The following is a 21,205-nucleotide window of genomic DNA, read 5'->3' on the forward strand; positions in this document are numbered from 1 at the left end:
CCTGTTCCCTCTAATTCATTCTGGGAACAGCGGATTCCCTGTCATCCCTATCCACAGTTCGGATTGTTCAAGCTGGGCTGCAAGCTGAAGCAGTATATCTTCCCGGCCTTTCGCAGCCATTACCTGTACCCCCAACGGCAGACCCTCTCGCGACATATGGACAGGAACACTCATAGCCGGTTGACCCGTCAAATTGGCGAGTTGGGTGAACGGTGTATAAGTTAAGCTTGGTTCAAACATCGCGTAAATCATGCGCTGCTGCTCTTCTTTCGGCAATTCATGTACATGCAGCAGCTTTTCGATCTCAGCAGCGCTATGCGTCAGCTCGCCAATCTTAGGTGCTGAATCCGCATTTGTTGGTGTGATATACAGATCGTAGCGATTAAGCAGACCTGCCATTTGAGCGGCTGCAATATCCCATTCATCCAGACTATGCACAAATTCAGCTGCAGAGACTTTTCTCCCAGCTTCTCCGAGGACCCAAGTGACGATATCTACTTCACTGGCAGTAATGGAACGTCCCTTCATCTTCTCCAGCGATACGAACATCGCTGCCACTTCCCCGGTATTCATCGTATAGTAATTCTCCATTAGCCTTACACCATTTACTGGACTCAGCTTTTCTTCCACTTCATACCCTTCAGCTTCGAGCCATTTTACAGTTTTGAGCACAGCAATTACGGCTTCATTCGTTACTGGTGTGCCTACTGGGGAAGCGGTTGTGAACGCTATGCGTAGTTTTCGCTGTGTTGGCTTGAATAGATCATCCAGATAGACACCAGGATATAACGGTGTTTGAAAAGCAGCCTCTGGCTGCACAACCTGCAGTAAATCCAGCATAGCAGCGGTATCGCGAACTGACCTTGTCAATGCAAAATCGATAGAAGCACCTTGCCATTGACGGCCTACACCTGGTCCTACTGGAGTGCGTCCACGGGTTGGCTTTAGCCCGAACAAGCCGGTGAACGAGGCGGGGATACGGATCGATCCACCACCATCACTAGCTCCCGCTGCCGGAACAATACCAGAAGCTACCGCAGCAGCAGCGCCGCCACTCGAACCACCGGGGGAATATTCGGGATTCCATGGATTACGTGCCGGGCCATGAAGGATGTTCTCGGTAATATTTTTGAGGCCGAATTCTGGTGTATTCGTATGTCCAAGCGGAATAAATCCGCCGTTTCTGATTCGTGCTACGTAGTTCGAGTCACGTCTAGCAATATTGTCTTTCATAAGCAAGGCACCCGAAGTAAGAGGTTCTCCAGCAATAGCTTGGGAGATATCCTTCAGCAGGAAAGGAACGCCAGCAAAAGGGCGAGCACTATCCTGGACAGGCATATCGTCAGCTTCCTTAAGAGCAGCTTCTCTACGAGTGCGTACGACCGCATTAAGGACTGGATTGACTTCATCGAGCCGGGCGAAGGCGGCTTCGACCAACTCGCGAGGGGAGACTTCACGTGCTTTGACAAGCGCAGCAAGCCCTAGAGCGTCATGTGTAGAATAAGAAAAGGACATGATAGATAACCTCTTTCGAATAGGCGTGAATGGCCTGTATTTTATATATAACAATGTATCATTTATCGTCAGTAAAGGACGACCAAGCCCTTTCATCTGATCTTATTATACATCGCGCTAGTAATGATTTGAAAATGGATCCCTGACATCTATCAATTCTTTTTTATGTCCGATTAGGCTATACTTAGTGTTAAATGGATCTTATGGGGTGTACTGATGAACGAAGATAAATATCAGAATGTTGATGGACTAATGGAAGCTTTCCAGCAATTTGCCAGGATGAATTGGCGTAAAACTACAGTCTGGGGATTGAAGCCAAGTGAGGTTCGGATGTTGGTTTCTTTAAAGCTCGGCAAGGAACGGGAAGGGAAGAAGGGGCAGACGGTTTCAGATATCAGCAAGTTTCTTAAAGTCACTTCTCCTACGGTTACACAGATGGTCAATAGTCTGATTGCACAGGGATATGTAGTGCGTTCTGCCGATGCCCAGGATCGCCGAATCAGTGAAATCACGCTTACGGAAAAAGGAGAGCATTTGGCCGAAATGGCCGTAACGAAATCCCGAAATACCTTTAAAGGCATGATTGATTATATGGGCAGAGAAAAGACAGATTCGTTAATGGAGCTGTTAAACGAAGTCTACGATTATTTCGAAGAATTGAACGATCAACCAACCGAATCCTAATCTCCTTCACATAAAAAAGAGATGCCGCACAGCCTAAGCTGTTTACGGACATCTCTAATGTATATTTATTTGTGATTAGTGTGCAGCAGGTACTGACTTTTCAATGTTTTTGCCTTCGCTTTTTCCCTCTGCAGTGACCTCTGTTTTTTTCTCACCACTTCGTAACGGAATCTCTTTTAGGAACAAGACAAGCAATGCTGCAATGACTAACAGTGCGGTGCCGCTTAAGAATACAACCGTCAGGGAATCGCTTAGTGCATTTCGCAGCATCTCAATCAATTGATTGAAGAGCGGTTGGATTTGCTCTGGCAGCGTTGCGTGCAGTTCCTTCAGCTTAGGCTGATCCAGCAGCATTTGCGGATTCATAAATGCGGAAAGCTGTTTAGCGGATTCAGGGTCAAGTTTGGTTAAATCTGGACCCTTGCCAGAGGACACCGCTGCCTCTAGTTTATTCGTTAATGTAGTATTCATGATGGTACCCATAATAGCAATACCAATGGTTCCGCCTAAATTACGGAACAAAGTATTTGTTGCAGTAGCAACCCCTAGCATGGAAGGCGCTACGGCATTTTGTACGGTTAAGGTAAATACAGGCATCGATAGTCCTAAGCCAATACCGAAGACAATCATGCTGACTACGGCCATCGCAATGTTGCTCATAAAGGCCATTAAGATCATGGCTGCAACCATAAATGGCATACCAATCAGGGCATAACGCTTGTATTTACCTGATTTGGAGATCCATCTGCCCACGAGCGTACTAAGTACAATCATTGCCAGTGACATCGGCATATTAATGAATCCCGAGTTGGTTGGGGAGACGCCTTCTACACCTTGGACAAAAAATGGCAGATAGATCATTGCGCCCATCATACCGGCATTCATCAGGAAGCCGACAACCATGGAGATGGTTACGATGGAATTCTTAAATAAGGATAATGGCAATACTGGACTTTTAGCTTTTCGTTCAATCAGAATTAAAATAATAACTCCGAGAATAGATGCCCCGAACAAGCTGAGTATCTCTGGGGAACCCCATTCATATTTTGTACCCGCCCATGAAAAGCCGAGCAAGAGTGCAACAATGGTAAGGGAAAGGAAAATGGAGCCTAAGTAGTCAATGGATTCTGAAGTGGAGCGTGTAGTTTTAGGGAACATTTTCCAAATCATAAAGAAAGCCACGATACCGAAAGGCAAGAAGATCCAGAAGATCCATTTCCAAGCCATGTGATCCACCATGAAGCCGCCAAGGGTAGGACCAATTACACTAGAGAATCCAAATATGGCCATCATAATTCCAGTCCATTTGGCTCTCTCTCTTGGAGCGAACAAATCACCTACAGCGGTTACGGTAGCGGACATTAGAATCCCGCCGCCAAGACCTTGAATCCCGCGATAAGTGATCATTTGAAAAATATTGGTCGACAATCCGGACAGGAAAGCGCCTATAATAAAAATAACGATCCCTGCTAGCAGGAATGGCTTTCTCCCGTAAATATCAGATAGTTTTCCGACAAGTACGGTAGCGATTGTGGAGGTGAGCATATAGATGGTAATTACCCAAGTATAATGTTCAATGCCTCCTAACATCGCAATAATTCGGGGCATTGCAGTGCCTACAATGGTCTGGTTGATTGCTGCGAAAAACATAGCCGCCATTAAAGCAATCATAATTGTAACTTTTTTCTTTTGCGTAAGATGCTCCAGAGCTGTTCCTCTCCTTTAACTTCTATATATTGTAGTTTGGGAATTCATGTCTTATTAATTAGGTAGCCAAACTATCATTTATGTATAATACACAAATTCATCATTTAGCACAACTGTTTAATTATTTAATTTTTATGGAAACAGAATGTGAATTGGACTTGATTTTTTGGAAATAGGTAAGTAATCTAATTAGATTGAGTTAAATTGGAGGTGCCCTATGGATACTCAAAATAGTCAAGAGCAAAAGCTAATTATAGCCTTTGAAAATATTAAGCGTTTGACCTCTCGTCCGTCCTCGAAGGAAGCGATTTCGTATAGAGAATTTATGATGATGTATGTCATAAACAATTTAATGAAGCGAAAGAAGCTTTCAGACGAAGTCGAAGAGCAGCAGGGAGTCATGATTTCTAGATTAAGCGACTTGCTCCAAATTAGCAGACCTACTGCGACACAAATGGTTAACAGTTTGGAGGAGAAGGGTTATGTGGTGCGAACAACGTCCGATACTGATCGGCGGGTTGTATATATTGGTCTGACGAATGAAGGGGAGCAGATTTATGATTCCCAGATGGCTACTTTTTCAGGTATTTTAAGTGAAGTTACGGAAAAGGTGGGTAAGAAAGAGATCGACCAGTTGATTTTTCTGTGCGATCGTTTTCAAGAAGCAGTGCATGAAGTCAGAAGCCGCCAGTTTTTTAATCCATCCGATGAAGATCCACTCGTTTTGGATTCCGTATAGCCACCATTTCAAAAAAAGATATTTCGGTGCCTTTGCCCGGAACGTCTTTTTTTAATTATAAGAAAGTATAAGTTTCACGATATATTTTATCCTTATAATTCTCGCATAAACGCTAACCGTCCTTTAAAGGACGCCGAAGGCGTTTTAGCTTGTAGCATCCAGAGCCAGGAGGAATTACTATCAGAATATTAGCGATTAGCGACATTCACGGAAGCTATTCCGAATTCAACGCATTATTAAAAAAAATAAACTATCGGCCATCCGAGGACAAGCTCATCCTGATGGGGGATTATGTGGACAGAGGTCTCAATAGTAAAGGAATTGTGGATCAAGTTATGGCCCAAAAGCGGGAATGGGGCGTCACAGTTCTAAAAGGTAATCATGATAAAATGGCCTATGACGCGCTCACCAGCGAGGATGATAAACTGGATACACATTGGCTTAACAACGGCGGTTTGTATACATTGATGAGCTATTGTGAGGCGGATTCTGACTTTTTTAAAGCAGATTTTGGCTGGCGTGATTATATGTTGCTGAAAGAAGAAATTAGACAGAAATACAAACATCATTTGGACTTTCTAGGTTCATTACCCCTCTATTATGAGACAGGCGAGCATATCTTTGTTCATGCAGGCATTAATCCATTACTTGAGGATTGGAAGCAGCAGGAGCCGTATGATTTTATTTGGATCAGAGAACCATTTTATACGAAACCTGTAGTTAACACTAACAAAACGGTAGTTTTTGGACATACGTCAACGACGGAACTGCATGATTCGGAAGACATCTGGTTTAGTCCGCTGGGCGATAAGATTGGTGTGGATGGTGGATGTGCCTATGGCCAACGTCTGAACTGCTTGGAGATTTCTGGAGGGGAATACATTACACATTTTGTTCAAAATGGGGAGAAGCCTTGAGCGGTCTCTCTTTTTTAATGGATTTCTTGTTATATAAGTCATGAAAAGAACTTAAGAAATTGTAGAATAGCACTGTATTAAACGCCGACTATGTATAAAATAAAGAGAATAGGGGGTGTAATAGATGAATGCAAACAACAAATATCATATCCTCATGCAAGGGACTATCAGCAACAATGTGAGCGAAACGTGTAAGGAGTTTGGTATATCCCGGACGATCTATTATCAGTGGTGTAAAGCTTACCAAGAGCAGGGGATGGATGGACTGGCAGAGAAGGAACGAAGGCCGGTAATGCCTAATAAAGTGGATAAGCGAACGGAAAGATTGATCTTACAATACGTTGCCAAATTTCCTGAAGATGGACCCAAGCGAATCTTTTACGAACTGCAGGATGAGGGTGTGAACATAGGGGAGTCAGGTATTTATAATGTGCTGCGTCGAAATAGGCTTAGTAAGAGAATAGAACGTGAGGCTTACGCCAAAGAAATCAAAGCAAAGAAGAGGGACGGCGCGCAAGCGGCTAACAGCAGAGGATGTAAAGAGAAACCAAAACCTCTGGACTATAAGATGAAAAATCCGGAAAATGCTCATCCCGGGTATATGTGCCAACAGAGCATTAGCTATATGGGAGTGTTCCCAAGGGTAGGAAAGGTGTATCAATACGTGGTCTACGATGCCTATTCCAGATTAGGCTTAGTTAAGCTTTATAATCGGAAGTCTTCCATTCAATTTATCGATTTTATGCATCTGAAGGTCATCCCATTAATGAAGACATTAGAATTCCAAATCGACAATTTGGTTACGAACAAAAGTCGTGAGTTTACTACAAACTGGGATAGAGGCAAACATAAATACAGCGATTTTTTACATAAGAACAACATAAATCAAGTAGCCATAACTGCAGATCAGACCGAAGTATTTCAGCCATTACAGCAATTTGTAGCGGTGTTGTCGAAAGAATTTTACCAGCAGGCTTGGTTGGATGTTTCGATAGGTTCCTTTGAGACTTTGGAAAAGCGCTTACACGAATACTTGAGAATCTATAATTTTAGCAGGGTAATCACAGACGGACCTAATCGGGGGAAAATACCATCAGATGTCGCACTTGAGTATTCGGGTCAGCGTGAGACCTTGCCATTATGGTTATTTACAAGGAGATAACGGATGATGACTAATGTGAAGTATGAAGACAGAATAGGGATCATCGGTGCAGGGATTTCTGGGGTTACAGCTGCCTACCAGCTAGCGAAAAAAGGATATACCCATATTACTCTCCTTGAGAAGTCAGACCGTGTAGGTGGCAAGTGTCATTCGATTGAATACAAGGGGAAAACCTATGAAATGGGAACCCTAATCGGCTTGCCAACTTATAAACATACGATAGAACTTATGAGAGAGTTCGACCTTATGGATAAGGGGCCACTTTTGGAACGGGGATTTTTTGATACAAACGGGCGCAAGACTTCACAGATTCCCATGGATCAGATTCAGGTGTTTACACAAGAATTTAAACGGTTGCCTGATATTTTGAAGCGTTATGAGTCCCTGCTAGAACCGGGTTTTCTCCACTTACCAGCAGATTTATGCCAGCCTTTTTCAGAATGGTGTACGGAGAATGATCTTTCTGTTATTGGGCAGGTGTATATGCATTACTTCAATACTTTTGGTTTTGGGAGTATTCAGGATGTGCCGGCCGCTTATGTATTGAAATTTCTTACTTATGATAATTTATTATCCTTTATTGAGATTACTCACATGATAACCTGGCCTAAGGGAGTCACAGAACTCATTAGAAGAATGGCTGACCAAGTAGAGGATCTGCGTCTGACTTGTGAAGTGCTACAGATGGAGCAAGAGGCAAACGGCCAAGTTCGGGTGGAAACAAATCAGGATATCTTTTATTTTGACAAGGTTATTTATACAGCTTCTTTAGAGCATTTAGGCGATATGGTGCACTTGTCTTCTGAAGATAGAACATTATTAGAGAGCATCACCTATGAACAGTTTAGAGTATACGCCTACAGAGTAAAGGGGTTACCGGAGCTTTCTGGATATATCCCTTGTAATATGAATCCTGAACGCAAGGGACATATGATGGCATGGTATTACAGGTGGGCAGATATGGGCACAACGGATTTAGTTACGGTTTACGTAGCGGAGAATGATGAAATGACAGATCTGGAGATGCGGGAAAAGGTAGAAAATAAACTTCACGAGCTGGGCGGCGAGAACATCCGTCTGTATATGATGAAGCGCTGGAGGCAATTCCCCCATGTAGATTCTAATGCGATCCGTGACGGCTTTTATGAACGGCTTGATCAGATGCAGGGCAGAGATGAAATCTATTATGCTGGAGAAATTATGAATTTTCCTACACTGGAGAACTGTATCGTATATTCGAAATATTTGGTTGACAGATTTTTTTGAAATATAGCGTTAACAGTAGCCTTGTCCACAAAGAAATTTGTCGGCAAGGCTTTTTTATTGCAGAAAGTATATATTTTGGGCCTCTCACAAAGTACCTGAGTAAGCATTAAAGCAAAACTCCACTTTGTAGGGGATATTTTACGTTCAAGTTAGGTTTACAGTCTGTAGTTCTGTAGACATAGTTTCTAATAGATTCCCTTACTTGGGGTAGGACCTTGGATGAATTCCAGTCCTATTGATGTGTAAACTCAACTTGAAATGAAACTATGAAAACCCTGATAAATCAACGTTTTGATCGGTTTGATCGTTCGAAGGAGGATGGGATATATTGGTCTCAAGACATCACTTACATACAAAAAACACGAATGCTTACGAAGCTAGTTTTGCACGAAGACAATCAGTGATGCTTATGCTCATAAAACTTTTAGGAGGAATACATTATGTTTTTATTCGAATCGATTCCCTGGTACTCTGCTCTAATGTGGTTGGTAGTACTTGCAGGATTAATGTTTTTCAACGAAATAGCTCGAAGAAGCAAGTGGTTCTCAATCATTTTGTTTGTCGTTGTCCCTATTGTGCTTACCATAGCGGTCTGGCCAAATACGGCAGGCGAAGGCTCCAGTACTGGAACATGGTTTCACTGGGTAAAAGTATATTCTGCCTTGGCAGGATGTATAGGGTTTATGGCTATCCGTTATGTTAAAGGATGGGACAAAAATAAATATATATTAATGTTCCCGGCGATTATCCTTGCAGTTAACATTCTTGAAGCCGTTATCCGTGATTTCCAAGTGTACAGCTTGCAAGGCATGGTGGATGGCGTAATGATGGTAGGCGGTCCTTGGAACATTATGAACGGGATCGCAGGTATTCTGAACATTATTACGATTTCTGGTTGGATGGGTATTGTTATTAGTAAAGATAAGAGTAAGGATATGTTGTGGCCGGACCAGCTTTGGTTCTGGATCATTGCTTATGACATTTGGAACTTTGCCTATGTATATAACGCAGTTTCTGATCATTCCTTCTATGCAGGTGCAGCGCTTCTGATCTCTTGTACCATTCCAGCATTCTTCTTCAAAAAGGGAGCATGGCTACAGCACCGTGCACAGACTTTGGCGATTTGGATGATGTTTACAATGTCGTTCCCGGCGTTTGTTGGCGATTCAAAGTTCTCCGTACAATCTTCTCACAGCGAAACGGCGCTTTGGGTTGTGAGTGCATTGTCTTTAGCTGCTAATATTGCAGTGTTTGGCTATCACTTCTATAAGATTATCAAACATAAACGCAATCCGCTTAAAGTGGAAGTGTATACAGATTTAGCGGCTTATAAGACGATTGCGGAGAGTGCGAAATAATAGAAGAATTAATAGCTTCTTTAAGAATCCGCGCCTAGCGCGGGTTTTTTTATGGAATAGAATTTATAAAATTACGGGATTTCGGAGAAATGTGAAACGAATTTATGGGATGGGCCTATATTCAACTGGTGGCGATGGGGAGCCCTGTTTTTAATTAAGCACACGCCTCTTTGGGATGTATAACGGGCCGAGCGCACCTTATATCCTTCGAAATGCATGTTTTAGTCGAGCTTACGGACAAATGTATGCGAAAAACCAAATACAATGTGCCGACGGTAACGTAAGCGAGCTAAATGTATGCGAAAAACTAAATACAATGTGCCGACGGTAACGTAAACGAGGGAAATGTATGCGGAAAACCGAATACAATGTGCCGACGGTAACGTAAACGAGGGAAATGTATGCGGAAAACCGAATACAATGTGCCGACGGTAAAGTAAACGAGCCGAATGTATGCGAAAAACCGAATACAATGTGCCGACGGTAACGAAACGAGCCAAATGTATGCGGAAAACTGAATACAATGTGCTGATGGTAAGGTAAACGAGCCAAATGTATGCGAAAAACCGAATACAATGTGCCGACGGTAACGTAAACGAGCCAAATGTAGGAAAACCGAATACAATGTGCCGACGGTAACGTAACGAGCCAAATGTATGCGAAAAACCGAATACAATGTGCCGCAAGTAACGTAAACGAGCCGAATGTATGTGAAAAACCGAATACAATGTGCCGCTAGTAACGTAAACGAGCCGAATGTATGTGAAAAACCGAATACAATGTGCCGATGGTAACGTAAGCGAGCCAAATGTATGCGAAAAACTAAATACCAAATACAATGTGTCGCTAGTAACGTAAACGAGCCGAATGTATGTGAAAAACGATGGTAACGTAAGCGAGCTAAATGTATGCGAAAAACTAAATACAATGTGCCGACGGTAACGTAAACGAGGGAAATGTATGCGGAAAACCGAATACAATGTGCCGACGGTAACGTAAACGAGGGAAATGTATGCGGAAAACCGAATACAATGTGCCGACGGTAAAGTAAACGAGCCGAATGTATGCGAAAAACCGAATACAATGTGCCGACGGTAACGAAACGAGCCAAATGTATGCGGAAAACTGAATACAATGTGCTGATGGTAAGGTAAACGAGCCAAATGTATGCGAAAAACCGAATACAATGTGCCGACGGTAACGTAAACGAGCCAAATGTAGGAAAACCGAATACAATGTGCCGACGGTAACGTAACGAGCCAAATGTATGCGAAAAACCGAATACAATGTGCCGCAAGTAACGTAAACGAGCCGAATGTATGTGAAAAACCGAATACAATGTGCCGCTAGTAACGTAAACGAGCCGAATGTATGTGAAAAACCGAATACAATGTGCCGATGGTAACGTAAGCGAGCCAAATGTATGCGAAAAACTAAATACCAAATACAATGTGTCGCTAGTAACGTAAACGAGCCGAATGTATGTGAAAAACGATGGTAACGTAAGCGAGCTAAATGTATGCGAAAAACTAAATACAATGTGCCGACGGTAACGTAAACGAGGGAAATGTATGCGGAAAACCGAATACAATGTGCCGACGGTAACGTAAACGAGGGAAATGTATGCGGAAAACCGAATACAATGTGCCGACGGTAAAGTAAACGAGCCGAATGTATGCGAAAAACCGAATACAATGTGCCGACGGTAACGAAACGAGCCAAATGTATGCGGAAAACTGAATACAATGTGCTGATGGTAAGGTAAACGAGCCAAATGTATGCGAAAAACCGAATACAATGTGCCGACGGTAACGTAAACGAGCCAAATGTAGGAAAACCGAATACAATGTGCCGACGGTAACGTAACGAGCCAAATGTATGCGAAAAACCGAATACAATGTGCCGCAAGTAACGTAAACGAGCCGAATGTATGTGAAAAACCGAATACAATGTGCCGACAGTAACGTAAACGAGCCAAATGTATGCGAAAAACCAAATACAATGTGCCGACGGTAACGTAAGCGAGCCAGCGCCGTTATTCGCCCCAAGTCACCCGGGAATGGGCTTGTTATTAGGGAATAAGTGCAATACGGTCCGTCTCTCCGAGTCTTACTACGAAGTTCTTGCTTATAAGAAGCTTTCGAGTCACAAGTAAGAATATTCCTACACATTCGCATTTGCAGTTTTTAGATGTAGTGAAGAGGATATCTGAACAAAATGCTGTATTATTGCAGCGGCTTTAAGTGATATTAAGATATAATTTAGATGAAATATCAGACAATAGGTGCGACATCGTTCGAAGCCTTTTCAATCGAAGTTCCAACCTTGAAGGAGAGAGTCTGAACGAATGATTCTATGGTCTGAAGCTACATAATTATGATGAAGTTTATGTTCTCCAAATATGTGAAGGACAGTTGCTGTTTTTTGACTCCTGATTAAAGACTTAAAAGTGTATCTATAGTAAACTGAATGTAAAGTGCCCACGGTATAATGGGTATAATTTGTTAAAAAGCTCTTCGGATGAAGAGTTTTTTCCATTTTACAGAAAAGAATGTGATATGTTATGCAGCTTCGCGCGAGTCTTCAGAAGAAAAGATTGCTGGAGAAATATCTTTCTGGGGAGGGGATGGATTATCGGCAAATTATAGCTTTATTTATTCCAATTCTGATTGACCAGGCCTTCATTATTGGACTTAATCTGGTAAATACCGCAATGATCAGCTCGTCCGGGATGGCGGCGGTCAGTGCAGTGAATATGGTGGATTCGCTGAATATTTTTCTGATCAATGTGTTCGTGGCGGTTGCAACCGGGGGGACAGTGGTAGTCGCGCAGTATAAAGGGAGCGGAAATGACCGGATGGTGTCCCAGGCTACGGCGGCTTCGGTCGCCTCGGTGTCGCTGATCGCTTTGGGAATTGGTCTGCTGCTGATGGGCTTACATACTCCTATATTGAACCTTTTATTCGGAACCGCCTCACCCGAAGTGCTGGACAATGCCCGCATCTACCTGATCGGCAGCAGCATCTCATATCTGGGCATCGCGGTGGTTCAGGCGGTATGCGGGGCTCTGCGAGGAGTGGGCAAGACTCGGGCTTCTTTGATGCTGTCGCTCATCATGAACCTGCTGTATGTTATCCTGAACGTGGTCTTCATTAACCTGTTGCACATGGGTGTGCTGGGGATGACGCTTGCGATTAATATCGCGCGGTATGCAGGTATGGTTTGTGCCCTGGTGTATCTGTTCAAAGTGGATACGGCCCTGCGGGTGCGTTTTCGTGACCTATTCCGAATCCCTCTGACCATGCTGCGGAGAATCATGTTTATCGGCGTGCCGTTCGCGGCGGAGCAGATGTTCTTCAACGGGGGTAAACTGCTCACCCAGGTGTTTATTGTCAGCCTAGGCACTTATGCCATTGCGACCAATGCGATTGCCGGCTCGCTGGCTCTGGTGTTTCAAATTCCAGCCAGCGCGCTGTCGCTAACTATTGTAACGGTGGTCGGCCAATGTATCGGGCGAGGGAATGTCTCAGAAGCCAGAAAGTTCATCAAGTCCTTTCTCTGGATCGGGTCCGGCTCTTTGGCGTTGATCGCCTTGATTCTGATGCCGCTATTCCACCCGCTGGTATCGATCTTTTCCCCACCTTCCGAGATCATTGATGATCTGTTTGTGGTGCTGCTGGTGAATTCCATTGCCCAAGTTCCGCTGTGGGCCGTCAGCTTTATTTTGCCGTCCGCACTGCGGGCAGCGGGAGATTCCCGCTTCACCTCAATTACCTCGATGCTGACGATGTGGCTGTTTCGGGTGATTTTTGGATACATCCTTGGGATCCAGCTGGGCTACGGCGTCATGGGTGTCTGGCTGGCAATGAACTGCGAGTGGGCCGTTCGGGGGGGCATTTTTCTGTGGCGCTTCAAGGGCAAAAAGTGGTTTGCGCATAAGCTGATTTAGAATTGTTGATAAGGATACGTACTGCCAACGCCTGTTGCCGGAAACGTAGCTATTAAAAACGTGAAAATACAGCACAGGGCAGCGATTCTCATATTTACTTGAGAATCGCTGCCCTACGTTTTGGTTATCGACTGCTTGCATTAGCTGATTATGATTAGGACTGGGTCAGTCACCACTCTAGAAAATTCTCCGACTCCATCTATTCAGCTTGGCACTGCCCCCTCTGATTTCTGCGCTCGGAATTCCTTCCTTTTGTAACAAATTAAAAGACAAGTCAGTAATAACACACAGATTAAAGTAGCTGTATAAGTGAAACTACTATCCCAAAACATAATCTGAACATTCATTAAGGCATGGACGCCTATCACGAAAAATAGATTCTTGGTTAGGACATAGAGTAATGAGAATATGACCCCTAGAATTAATAGTGCGATAAAATCATAAACAAAATCCTTTCTGACTAATCCTGAATAGATCCGATTTGGGATATGTATAGCGACATAGATAGATTGTGAGATAAGCATTGCTTATCCGATTCGTGAAGTATTGTTATCGCCTTTTTTTAATAAGAGATAGCATTTCCGAAAATCTGTCCCAGGAATTCACCAAAAACGACGTTTGAATTCGTAAAGATATCATTATTGAATGTTAAACTTGAGTGAGTCAGTAATGTCATACCTAAATCAACAATGTTTATAGCGAGCCAAAATAATAAACTACCGAAAAGTGCTGCTAATAAAAATGAGACTGACCATAAAGCGTATTGATGTAGGCTTAACTTTATCCATCGATAGCTCCTCAGTTACTTTATTGCGCAGCATGATTTGTAATCCTCCTTAGGTTTTACCCGAGAATTGAGTATTATAGAGCACTATTTATAATACATAATTTCCCAAATAATATCTGAGATTTACTATATTCTTTAAGTGCTTGAGTTCACCATTAAAAAATCATATATTCTCACGTATCCTTAACTCCTCCCCAGATTGACAGATGAAGGGGCACTGGCTATACTTGAAATGTTAAAATGCAAATCGGATAAAACGTTGATGAAAATGAAGTACACCGGAGGATGGCTTGATCAGAGAACAGGTTCCTTTACGAAAGCGTTTCGTAATGGCTGGGAGAACCTTGAAGACAGGCCGGTGGAAAGCTAATTTCGGAGTGTGAGATCACAAGCTCACCGGGGGCACCCGTTATCAGCCGCGACAAGGCGATCGCCCTTTAACTTTCCCGTAAATTGGGTCAAGGCGATAACCAGGGTGGTACCGCGATATTAATCGTCCCTGAATTATTCAGGGGCGTTTTTTTGTTTTTATTTTTTAGAAAATTTGTAAAATCTGGCGCATGCGCCGAATTAAAAAAATGAGACGGGAGCTGTAAACAATGAAAGCAAGTGAAATTCGTTCCAAATGGCTTAAGTTTTTTGAAAGTAAAGGTCACAAAATTGAACCTAGTGCATCTCTCGTACCGCATAACGATCCTTCGCTGTTGTGGATCAACGCAGGTATGGCGCCGCTGAAAGCATACTTCGATGGCCGTGAGATTCCTGAGAATCCGCGCCTGACGAACTCGCAGAAATGTATTCGTACCAATGATATCGAGAATGTAGGGAAGACACGCCGTCACCATACGTTCTTCGAAATGTTAGGTAACTTCTCTATCGGCGATTATTTTAAAGAAGAGGCGATCACATGGGCTTGGGAATTCTTGACCGGCAAGGAGTGGATCGGCTTCGATCCAGAACGTATCTCCGTAACTGTGTATGCTGAGGATGAGGAAGCTTTCAAGCTGTGGAATGAAAAAGTAGGCTTGCCAGCAGAACGCATCATTAAGCTGGGAGATGAGAACTTCTGGGATATCGGCGAAGGTCCTTGTGGTCCTTGCTCGGAAATCTTTTATGACCGCGGCGAAGCTTACGGCAGCGACATGAGTGATCCAGAAATGTATCCAGGTGGAGAAAACGAACGTTGGCTCGAAGTATGGAACCTTGTGTTCTCACAATTCAACCATAATAAGGATGGCAGCTATACGCCGCTTCCGAACAAGAACATTGATACCGGTGCTGGACTGGAGCGTTTTGCATCAATTCTTCAAGATGTAGATTCCAACTTCGATACCGATTTGTTCCAACCGATTATTCAAAAAACAGCTGAGCTTGCTGGTGTAACTTACAAGGATAATGTTGAACAGGATATCGCGCTAAAAGTTATCGCAGATCATGTGCGTACCGTTACTTTTGCCGTAGGGGATGGAGTACTTCCTTCTAATGAAGGTCGTGGTTATATTATCCGCCGTTTGCTGCGCCGTGCTGTTCGCTACGGAAAGACCCTGGGTCTGGATCGTCCGTTCCTGCATGAACTGACAGAAACAGTTGGTGAGATTATGGGTGTGTATTATCCATCCGTTGTCGAGAATCGGGAATATATCGCCAAGATTATCCGTACAGAAGAAGAACGTTTCCATGAGACATTATCTGATGGATTGGCTATCTTAGGTGAGATCAGTGCTAAAGCAAAAGCAGATGGACTCAGCACGATTGCTGGATCCGATGCATTTAAGCTATATGACACTTACGGATTCCCATTTGACCTGACGGAAGATTTCGCAGCAGAGCAAGGATTAACTGTAGACCGTGAAGGCTTCGATGTCGCTATGCAAGAACAGCGTGATCGTGCAAGAGCTGCACGTCATGACGGTGGCAGCATGAAGATCCAAGGTGGCGCATTAGCGGACCTGACGGTTAAAAGTGAATTTGTTGGATATAATGACTCGGTAACAGAGTCGAAAATCATGGCTATTGTTGTGGGTGATGAATTGGTCGATACCGCTGGTGAAGGCGTAGAGTGCCAAGTAATTCTTGAGGCAACACCGTTCTATGCTGAAAGTGGTGGACAAGTGAGTGACACAGGACTGCTTACTGGCGGTTCAGTTACAGCTAAGGTAAAAGGATTGTTCAAGGCTCCACATGGTCAACATGTACATTTGGTAACTGTGGAAGCTGGAGAATTGAAAGTAGGCGAATCGGTTCGCGCTGAAGTGGATCGTGCACAGCGTGAAGATATCGTGAAGAACCATACAGCTACTCACCTACTGCATAAAGCGCTCAAAGAGGTTCTGGGCGGTCATGTCAACCAAGCAGGATCTTTAGTGGAAGGTGCACGTTTACGGTTTGACTTCTCCCATTTCGGAGCGATTACACCGGAGGAACTAAGCGACATCGAGCATCGCGTGAATGCACAAATCTGGCGTGGTCTTGATGTAGTCATTGAGAACAAGCCAATTGATGAAGCTAAGGCTATGGGAGCCATGGCACTATTTGGTGAAAAATATGGCAATATCGTCCGTGTCGTTCAAGTCGGCGATTACAGCCTTGAGCTTTGTGGTGGATGCCATGTATCCAACACATCTCAAATTGGGATTTTCAAGCTGCTTAGCGAAAGCGGCATTGGTTCCGGAGTGCGCCGTATCGAGGCAGTAACTGGACGTTTCGCTTACCAGTTTACTGAGAGCCAACTGGATCTGCTCAAGCAATCTGCGGGTCTGCTGAAGTCTTCTCTGAACGACGTTCCAAAACGGATTGAAGCATTGCATAACCAAGTGCGTGAGCTTTCGCGTGAGAATGAATCCTTGCAATCTAAGCTTAGCGCAACCTTTGCCGCTGAACTAACAAGCAGTGTGAAGACGGTTGGTGCAGGTACACAGCTTCTTGCTGTTGCTGTTCAAGCAGGAAATATGGACGCTCTGCGTTCTACTGCAGATGAATTGAAATCCAAGCTCCCGGATGCTGTGCTTGTTCTGGGTGCAGCCATGGACGACAAGGTGAACTTTGTTGTTGCTGTACCACAGGATCTGGTGAAGAAGGGCTTCCACGCTGGTAAGATTGTTAAAGAAGTCGCAGCAGTATGCGGTGGCGGCGGTGGAGGACGTCCAGATATGGCACAAGCTGGTGGTAAAGATGCCTCCAAGCTTGGCGAGGCACTGGCTAAAGCAGAAGAATTAGTGGCTTCCCTAGCATAAATAAAAATTACGAAACTATTTCTTAATTTAAACGTATTACGAAAAAACATAGCGGTACTGAGAGTATGACATCAGTACCGCTACTCTTTATTAACAGGTGGTTAGATTTTCATGAATAGTTGTGCTTGACAATAGCTTAAAAGCCAAAAATATCATTATTTTTGTAGAGGAAATGCCAAAAAAAGCGTGATTCCACGCGCAGGATTTCCTCGTTGGGCTATGAATATGTTATGATAAAGGAAGCAAGTGAGCTGCACAGTAGCAACTTTGCGAAGCCGCCCTTTTAGGGTGATTTTGCAGAAGGAAGGTGTCACAAATGGACTCCATGGACAAAACGGTCAAATTCAATGTGAAGGGCGACGAAAAGGAAGCTTCTCCCCAGGAAATATTGCTCGCTGTATACGATGCACTGGTGGAGAAAGAGTATCATCCGATCAATCAGATCGTAGGGTATCTACTTTCCGGAGACCCAGCTTACATTCCGCGTCATAACAATGCGAGAAGTTTGGTCCGGAGAAAAGAACGTGATGAGCTGATTGAAGAGCTGGTTAGATTCTACCTCGTCAATCACAAGGTGGATAATCCCAGATGATGAAGAAGTTAGGATTGGATTACGGCGACCGTAGAATCGGTGTAGCCACAAGCGATGTTTTTGGATGGACGGCACAAGCTCTTGAAACGATTGAGCGCCGCGGTACTGGTAATGAGTTCGAACGTATTCGTGAACTTATTACGGAGCACGAAATTGGAGAGATTGTCGTTGGTCTACCGAAGAATATGAACGGCTCAGTAGGACCCCGGGGCGAAATCTGCATAGAGTTCGCTGACAAGCTACGGGAGCAATTTGCAATGCCCGTACACCTTTGGGATGAGCGTCTGACGACGGTATCCGCAGAGCGGGTGCTGATTGAAGGGGACGTCAGCCGGAAGAAACGCAAAGGGATTGTGGACAAAATGGCTGCAGCCCTGATTTTGCAAAATTTTTTGGATGCTAACAGTAAAAGGTGAGGGGTGCGAGGATATGACAAACGAACAGATTGGCCAAGAGGAAGAACCGGAAATTATCTATATTCCTGATGAGGAAGGTAATGAAGAGGAATTCGAGGTCATTATGAAGTTTGAGGTTGATGGCTCGGACGCTAAGTACATGATGGTGGTTCCGCTTGATTCCGAGGACGAGGAAACCGATGAGGTTTATGCGTTCCGTTATGTGGAAGAAGGCGATGATCTTCAATTGTTCATGATCGATAATGACGAGGAGTGGGCGATTGTCGAAGAGACTTTCAACACACTGGTTGACGAGTTGGACGGAGGATCAGAGAATGACTGATGTATCCGCTGATCAAGCGGTATGGTCCTCGCGGCTTAAGGAAGCCTATGGAGAAACAGTAGAACTGGAAGATGAGCAGGGCAAGTCTTCCATTTACGATATTATCGCCGAATTTGAAGTCGGTGGTATTGGCTATGCGGTGCTGAAAGGCGCTGGTAAAGACGTGGAATATGAAATTCTGCGTATCGTTGTCTCTCCTAACGGACTTCCGGAACTAGAGAACATCGTGGACGATGAAGAGTGGGAAGACATCTCTGAGCTATATGATGAGATGACGTTTCCAGTGGACGATGCAGAATAAACTTTAAACATGTACGTTACATTTATGATGAGTACGGAAGAGGGCGGAGAATTCCGCGCTCTTTTTGCTTGGAATACGATCAATATAATTAAAACAACAATCATGATCATGAAATATGTATTGAATTTTAAGTAGTACACTTTTATACTTTATAGTCGGAAAGTGAGGAACCTGACTTGAAATCCGCAATCCGTACGGTGCTTATCGTTATTCTTTTGCTGGTAGCAGCAGGAGGTGGAGGCGCTTGGTACATTTGGAACGGGATGCAGCCGGTAGAACCTGCAGGTCCTGCCGTAACATTTACGATAGAAAAGGGCATGGGCAGCGCGGAAATTGCTGATCTGCTCGAACAAAACGGCATTATTCGGAACAGTCTTTTTTTTAAGGGATATTTGAAATGGACTAAAGAAGGCTCCAGCTTTAAAGCTGGTACTTATGTTGCTAGTCCAGGAGACACCTATGACGAGCTCATCGAGAGGTTAAATGCTGGTGATGTTGTTAAAGAAGAGACCGTGACTTTCACGATTCCGGAAGGATATACTGCTGAGCAGATTGCCAAGAAGCTTGCTGAGGCTTGGAATCAGGATGCTGCTATTTTTCTTGAAATCATGAATACCGGTGCAGGCTTGAAGGGAATTGATGCTCTAGGTATCCCACAGGATAAGAACCTTCGTCATCGTCTTGAAGGATATTTGTTCCCTGAAACATATGAACTGGCCAAGGATAGTACGCCGCAGGAAGTTGTAGAAGCATTATTGGATCAGTTCCAGCAGAAACTGGATACGATCCCGAACTGGAAGCAAAAGCTTGAAGCACGTGGAATGACACTTCATGGGCTGTTGACAGTGGCCTCGTTAGTCGAACGTGAGGTTGTTGTAGATAGTGAACGACCACTAGTTGCTGGCGTGATTTATAACCGCTTAAAGAAAGAGCAGAAGCTTGAGATCGATGCTACGGTTCAATATTTGCTCGACAAACAGAAGGAAAGACTGTTATATAAAGATTTGGAAGTTGACAGTCCTTATAATACGTATAGAAATATTGGGCTTCCTCCGGGACCTATTAGTAATCCGGGGCTGGCCTCCATTCAGGCAGCACTTGAACCTCAGGCATCTGAATATTACTTCTATGTGACTAAGAAAGATGGTACACAGGGCCATTTGTTTGCTAAGACCTACAAGGAACATTTAGCCAATATCGAAAAAAGTAAGCAAGAATCGAAATAAAATATTAAAATGAAGAGTGGTGCGGTTGAAATAACTGTACAAGTAGGAGGTACAACATGATTAACAAACCGGAATTGCTGGCGACAGCAGTATCTTTAGAGGAAGCTGCTGCTTTGCTGGATGCCGGAGCAGATGCATTGCTCATCGGGGATGACCGTTTCGGCATGCGTCTTGCCGGACATTTTTCTTTGGAGGATACAGCTGCTGTTGTAGAAATGACACATGCGCGTGGCTGCAAAGTATATGCTGGACTAGGTGGACTCATGTCCAACCTTCTTCTGGAAGAGCTCCCTGCCTATGTGAAAGCTATAGGTGAACTTGGTGTTGACGGTGTTGAGTTCGGTGATCCTGCGGTATTAACCACAGTGAAGAAGGAAGCGCCGGGTATGAATCTGCATTGGAATGCGGAAATGACCTCTACCAATTACGCAACCGCGAATTATTGGGGGCGTAAAGGTGCTACTCGCGTAGTTCTTGCGCGTGAGCTGAATATGGATGAAATGACGGAAATGGTTCCGCTTTTAGAGGTAGAGGCACAGGTTCAGGTTCACGGCATGACCAATATATACCATTCCAAGCGTAAGCTTGTAGAAAGCTATATGTCACATCAAGGACGTCCAAGCGAGGGCGGCAGTCTTGGTAAGGAACGTGGTCTATTTTTGATCGAGGCAGAACGAGATGACCAAAAGTTCCCGATCTATGAAGACGAGAACGGTACACATATTATGAGTTCGGAAGATATTTGTATTTTGGAGGATCTTCATATTCTTATGGCTGCAGGCGTGCAGAGTTTTAAGATTGAAGGATTGTTGAAATCAACAGCGTATAATGTGGCGGTTGTTAAGACTTATCGCAAAGCTATTGATCTTTATGCAGCTGATCCAGAAGCTTATTCTTTCCAAGAGGATTGGATGGAAGCTATCAGAACGCTGCAGGATCCAGAACGGGAGCTAAGCTTCGGATTTTTCTATAAAGAGCAAGTATATTAAGTTTAATTTAATGAGAGTTTTTTAGATCCCCGCAAAGACTAG

At 43.9% G+C, this 21,205-nt stretch carries 18 protein-coding genes; 15 read left to right on the plus strand and 3 right to left on the minus strand.

What is annotated here, in order from left to right:
• Positions 1 to 15: 15 nt before the first annotated feature.
• Positions 16 to 1,515, minus strand: coding sequence for an amidase (locus tag MHB64_RS07745; RefSeq protein WP_341134102.1), 1,500 nt, complete (start codon positions 1,513 to 1,515; stop codon positions 16 to 18).
• Positions 1,516 to 1,731: 216 nt separating this feature from the next.
• Between MHB64_RS07745 and MHB64_RS07750 the strand changes: the two genes are divergently transcribed.
• Positions 1,732 to 2,199, plus strand: a complete 468-nt coding sequence (locus MHB64_RS07750) for a MarR family winged helix-turn-helix transcriptional regulator (protein ID WP_042186061.1) — start codon at positions 1,732 to 1,734, stop codon at positions 2,197 to 2,199.
• A gap of 75 nt (positions 2,200 to 2,274) precedes the next feature.
• On the opposite strand, the gene MHB64_RS07755 is transcribed toward MHB64_RS07750, so the two are convergent.
• Positions 2,275 to 3,906, minus strand: a complete 1,632-nt coding sequence (locus tag MHB64_RS07755; protein ID WP_445671629.1) for an MDR family MFS transporter — start codon at positions 3,904 to 3,906, stop codon at positions 2,275 to 2,277.
• Positions 3,907 to 4,123: 217 nt separating this feature from the next.
• Here MHB64_RS07755 and MHB64_RS07760 point away from each other — a divergent pair, with 217 nt between their 5' ends.
• From MHB64_RS07760 to MHB64_RS07785, 6 genes are all read left to right on the plus strand, one after another.
• Positions 4,124 to 4,645: a MarR family winged helix-turn-helix transcriptional regulator gene (locus tag MHB64_RS07760; RefSeq protein ID WP_094871634.1), complete on the plus strand. Its 522-nt coding sequence runs from the start codon at positions 4,124 to 4,126 to the stop codon at positions 4,643 to 4,645.
• 185 nt (positions 4,646 to 4,830) lie between these two features.
• Positions 4,831 to 5,562, plus strand: coding sequence for a metallophosphoesterase family protein (locus MHB64_RS07765; RefSeq protein ID WP_341136058.1), 732 nt, complete (start codon positions 4,831 to 4,833; stop codon positions 5,560 to 5,562).
• A gap of 124 nt (positions 5,563 to 5,686) precedes the next feature.
• A complete protein-coding gene (locus tag MHB64_RS07770) occupies positions 5,687 to 6,724 on the plus strand; it encodes a helix-turn-helix domain-containing protein (protein WP_341134104.1) in 1,038 nt (345 codons plus the stop codon).
• Positions 6,725 to 6,727: 3 nt separating this feature from the next.
• Positions 6,728 to 7,990, plus strand: a complete 1,263-nt coding sequence (locus MHB64_RS07775) for an FAD-dependent oxidoreductase (protein WP_094871637.1) — start codon at positions 6,728 to 6,730, stop codon at positions 7,988 to 7,990.
• 440 nt (positions 7,991 to 8,430) lie between these two features.
• Positions 8,431 to 9,348, plus strand: a complete 918-nt coding sequence (locus MHB64_RS07780) for a DUF5692 family protein (RefSeq protein ID WP_094876867.1) — start codon at positions 8,431 to 8,433, stop codon at positions 9,346 to 9,348.
• A 2,563-nt stretch (positions 9,349 to 11,911) separates the two neighbouring features.
• The gene (locus MHB64_RS07785; RefSeq protein ID WP_094876576.1) at positions 11,912 to 13,297 is read left to right on the plus strand and encodes an MATE family efflux transporter; all 1,386 of its coding nucleotides are present in this window, start codon (positions 11,912 to 11,914) and stop codon (positions 13,295 to 13,297) included.
• A 203-nt stretch (positions 13,298 to 13,500) separates the two neighbouring features.
• Here the strand turns inward: MHB64_RS07785 and MHB64_RS33875 are convergent, their stop codons facing one another.
• Positions 13,501 to 13,821, minus strand: coding sequence for a CPBP family glutamic-type intramembrane protease (locus MHB64_RS33875; RefSeq protein ID WP_445671605.1), 321 nt, complete (start codon positions 13,819 to 13,821; stop codon positions 13,501 to 13,503).
• A gap of 462 nt (positions 13,822 to 14,283) precedes the next feature.
• On the opposite strand from MHB64_RS33875, the gene MHB64_RS07790 reads away from it, so the two are divergent.
• The 8 genes from MHB64_RS07790 to MHB64_RS07825 all read left to right on the plus strand — a co-directional run bounded on the left by MHB64_RS07790 (position 14,284) and on the right by MHB64_RS07825 (position 21,163).
• On the plus strand, positions 14,284 to 14,454 hold the full coding sequence (locus tag MHB64_RS07790; protein WP_341134105.1) for a hypothetical protein: 171 nt from the start codon (positions 14,284 to 14,286) through the stop codon (positions 14,452 to 14,454).
• A gap of 229 nt (positions 14,455 to 14,683) precedes the next feature.
• Entirely contained in the window at positions 14,684 to 17,317 is a 2,634-nt protein-coding gene (gene alaS, locus MHB64_RS07795) for an alanine--tRNA ligase (RefSeq protein ID WP_094870565.1), read from the plus strand.
• A gap of 316 nt (positions 17,318 to 17,633) precedes the next feature.
• Positions 17,634 to 17,909, plus strand: a complete 276-nt coding sequence (locus tag MHB64_RS07800) for an IreB family regulatory phosphoprotein (protein ID WP_042125473.1) — start codon at positions 17,634 to 17,636, stop codon at positions 17,907 to 17,909.
• Positions 17,909 to 18,325, plus strand: a complete 417-nt coding sequence (gene ruvX, locus MHB64_RS07805) for a Holliday junction resolvase RuvX (protein ID WP_094870613.1) — start codon at positions 17,909 to 17,911, stop codon at positions 18,323 to 18,325. The genes MHB64_RS07800 and ruvX overlap by 1 nt, the downstream gene beginning before the upstream one ends.
• 13 nt (positions 18,326 to 18,338) lie before the next feature.
• Positions 18,339 to 18,647 carry a DUF1292 domain-containing protein gene (locus MHB64_RS07810; protein ID WP_038569507.1) on the plus strand — a complete coding sequence of 103 codons (309 nt, stop codon included), beginning with the start codon at positions 18,339 to 18,341 and terminating at the stop codon, positions 18,645 to 18,647.
• The gene (locus tag MHB64_RS07815) at positions 18,640 to 18,948 is read left to right on the plus strand and encodes a DUF1292 domain-containing protein (RefSeq protein ID WP_094870566.1); all 309 of its coding nucleotides are present in this window, start codon (positions 18,640 to 18,642) and stop codon (positions 18,946 to 18,948) included. The genes MHB64_RS07810 and MHB64_RS07815 overlap by 8 nt, the downstream gene beginning before the upstream one ends.
• A gap of 176 nt (positions 18,949 to 19,124) precedes the next feature.
• Positions 19,125 to 20,174: an endolytic transglycosylase MltG gene (gene mltG, locus MHB64_RS07820; protein ID WP_341134106.1), complete on the plus strand. Its 1,050-nt coding sequence runs from the start codon at positions 19,125 to 19,127 to the stop codon at positions 20,172 to 20,174.
• A 56-nt stretch (positions 20,175 to 20,230) separates the two neighbouring features.
• Entirely contained in the window at positions 20,231 to 21,163 is a 933-nt protein-coding gene (locus MHB64_RS07825; protein ID WP_341134107.1) for a peptidase U32 family protein, read from the plus strand.
• Positions 21,164 to 21,205 lie beyond the last annotated feature (42 nt).

The organism is Paenibacillus sp. FSL K6-2859, assembly GCF_038008265.1.
Classification (GTDB): domain Bacteria; phylum Bacillota; class Bacilli; order Paenibacillales; family Paenibacillaceae; genus Paenibacillus_AQ; species Paenibacillus_AQ nitricinens.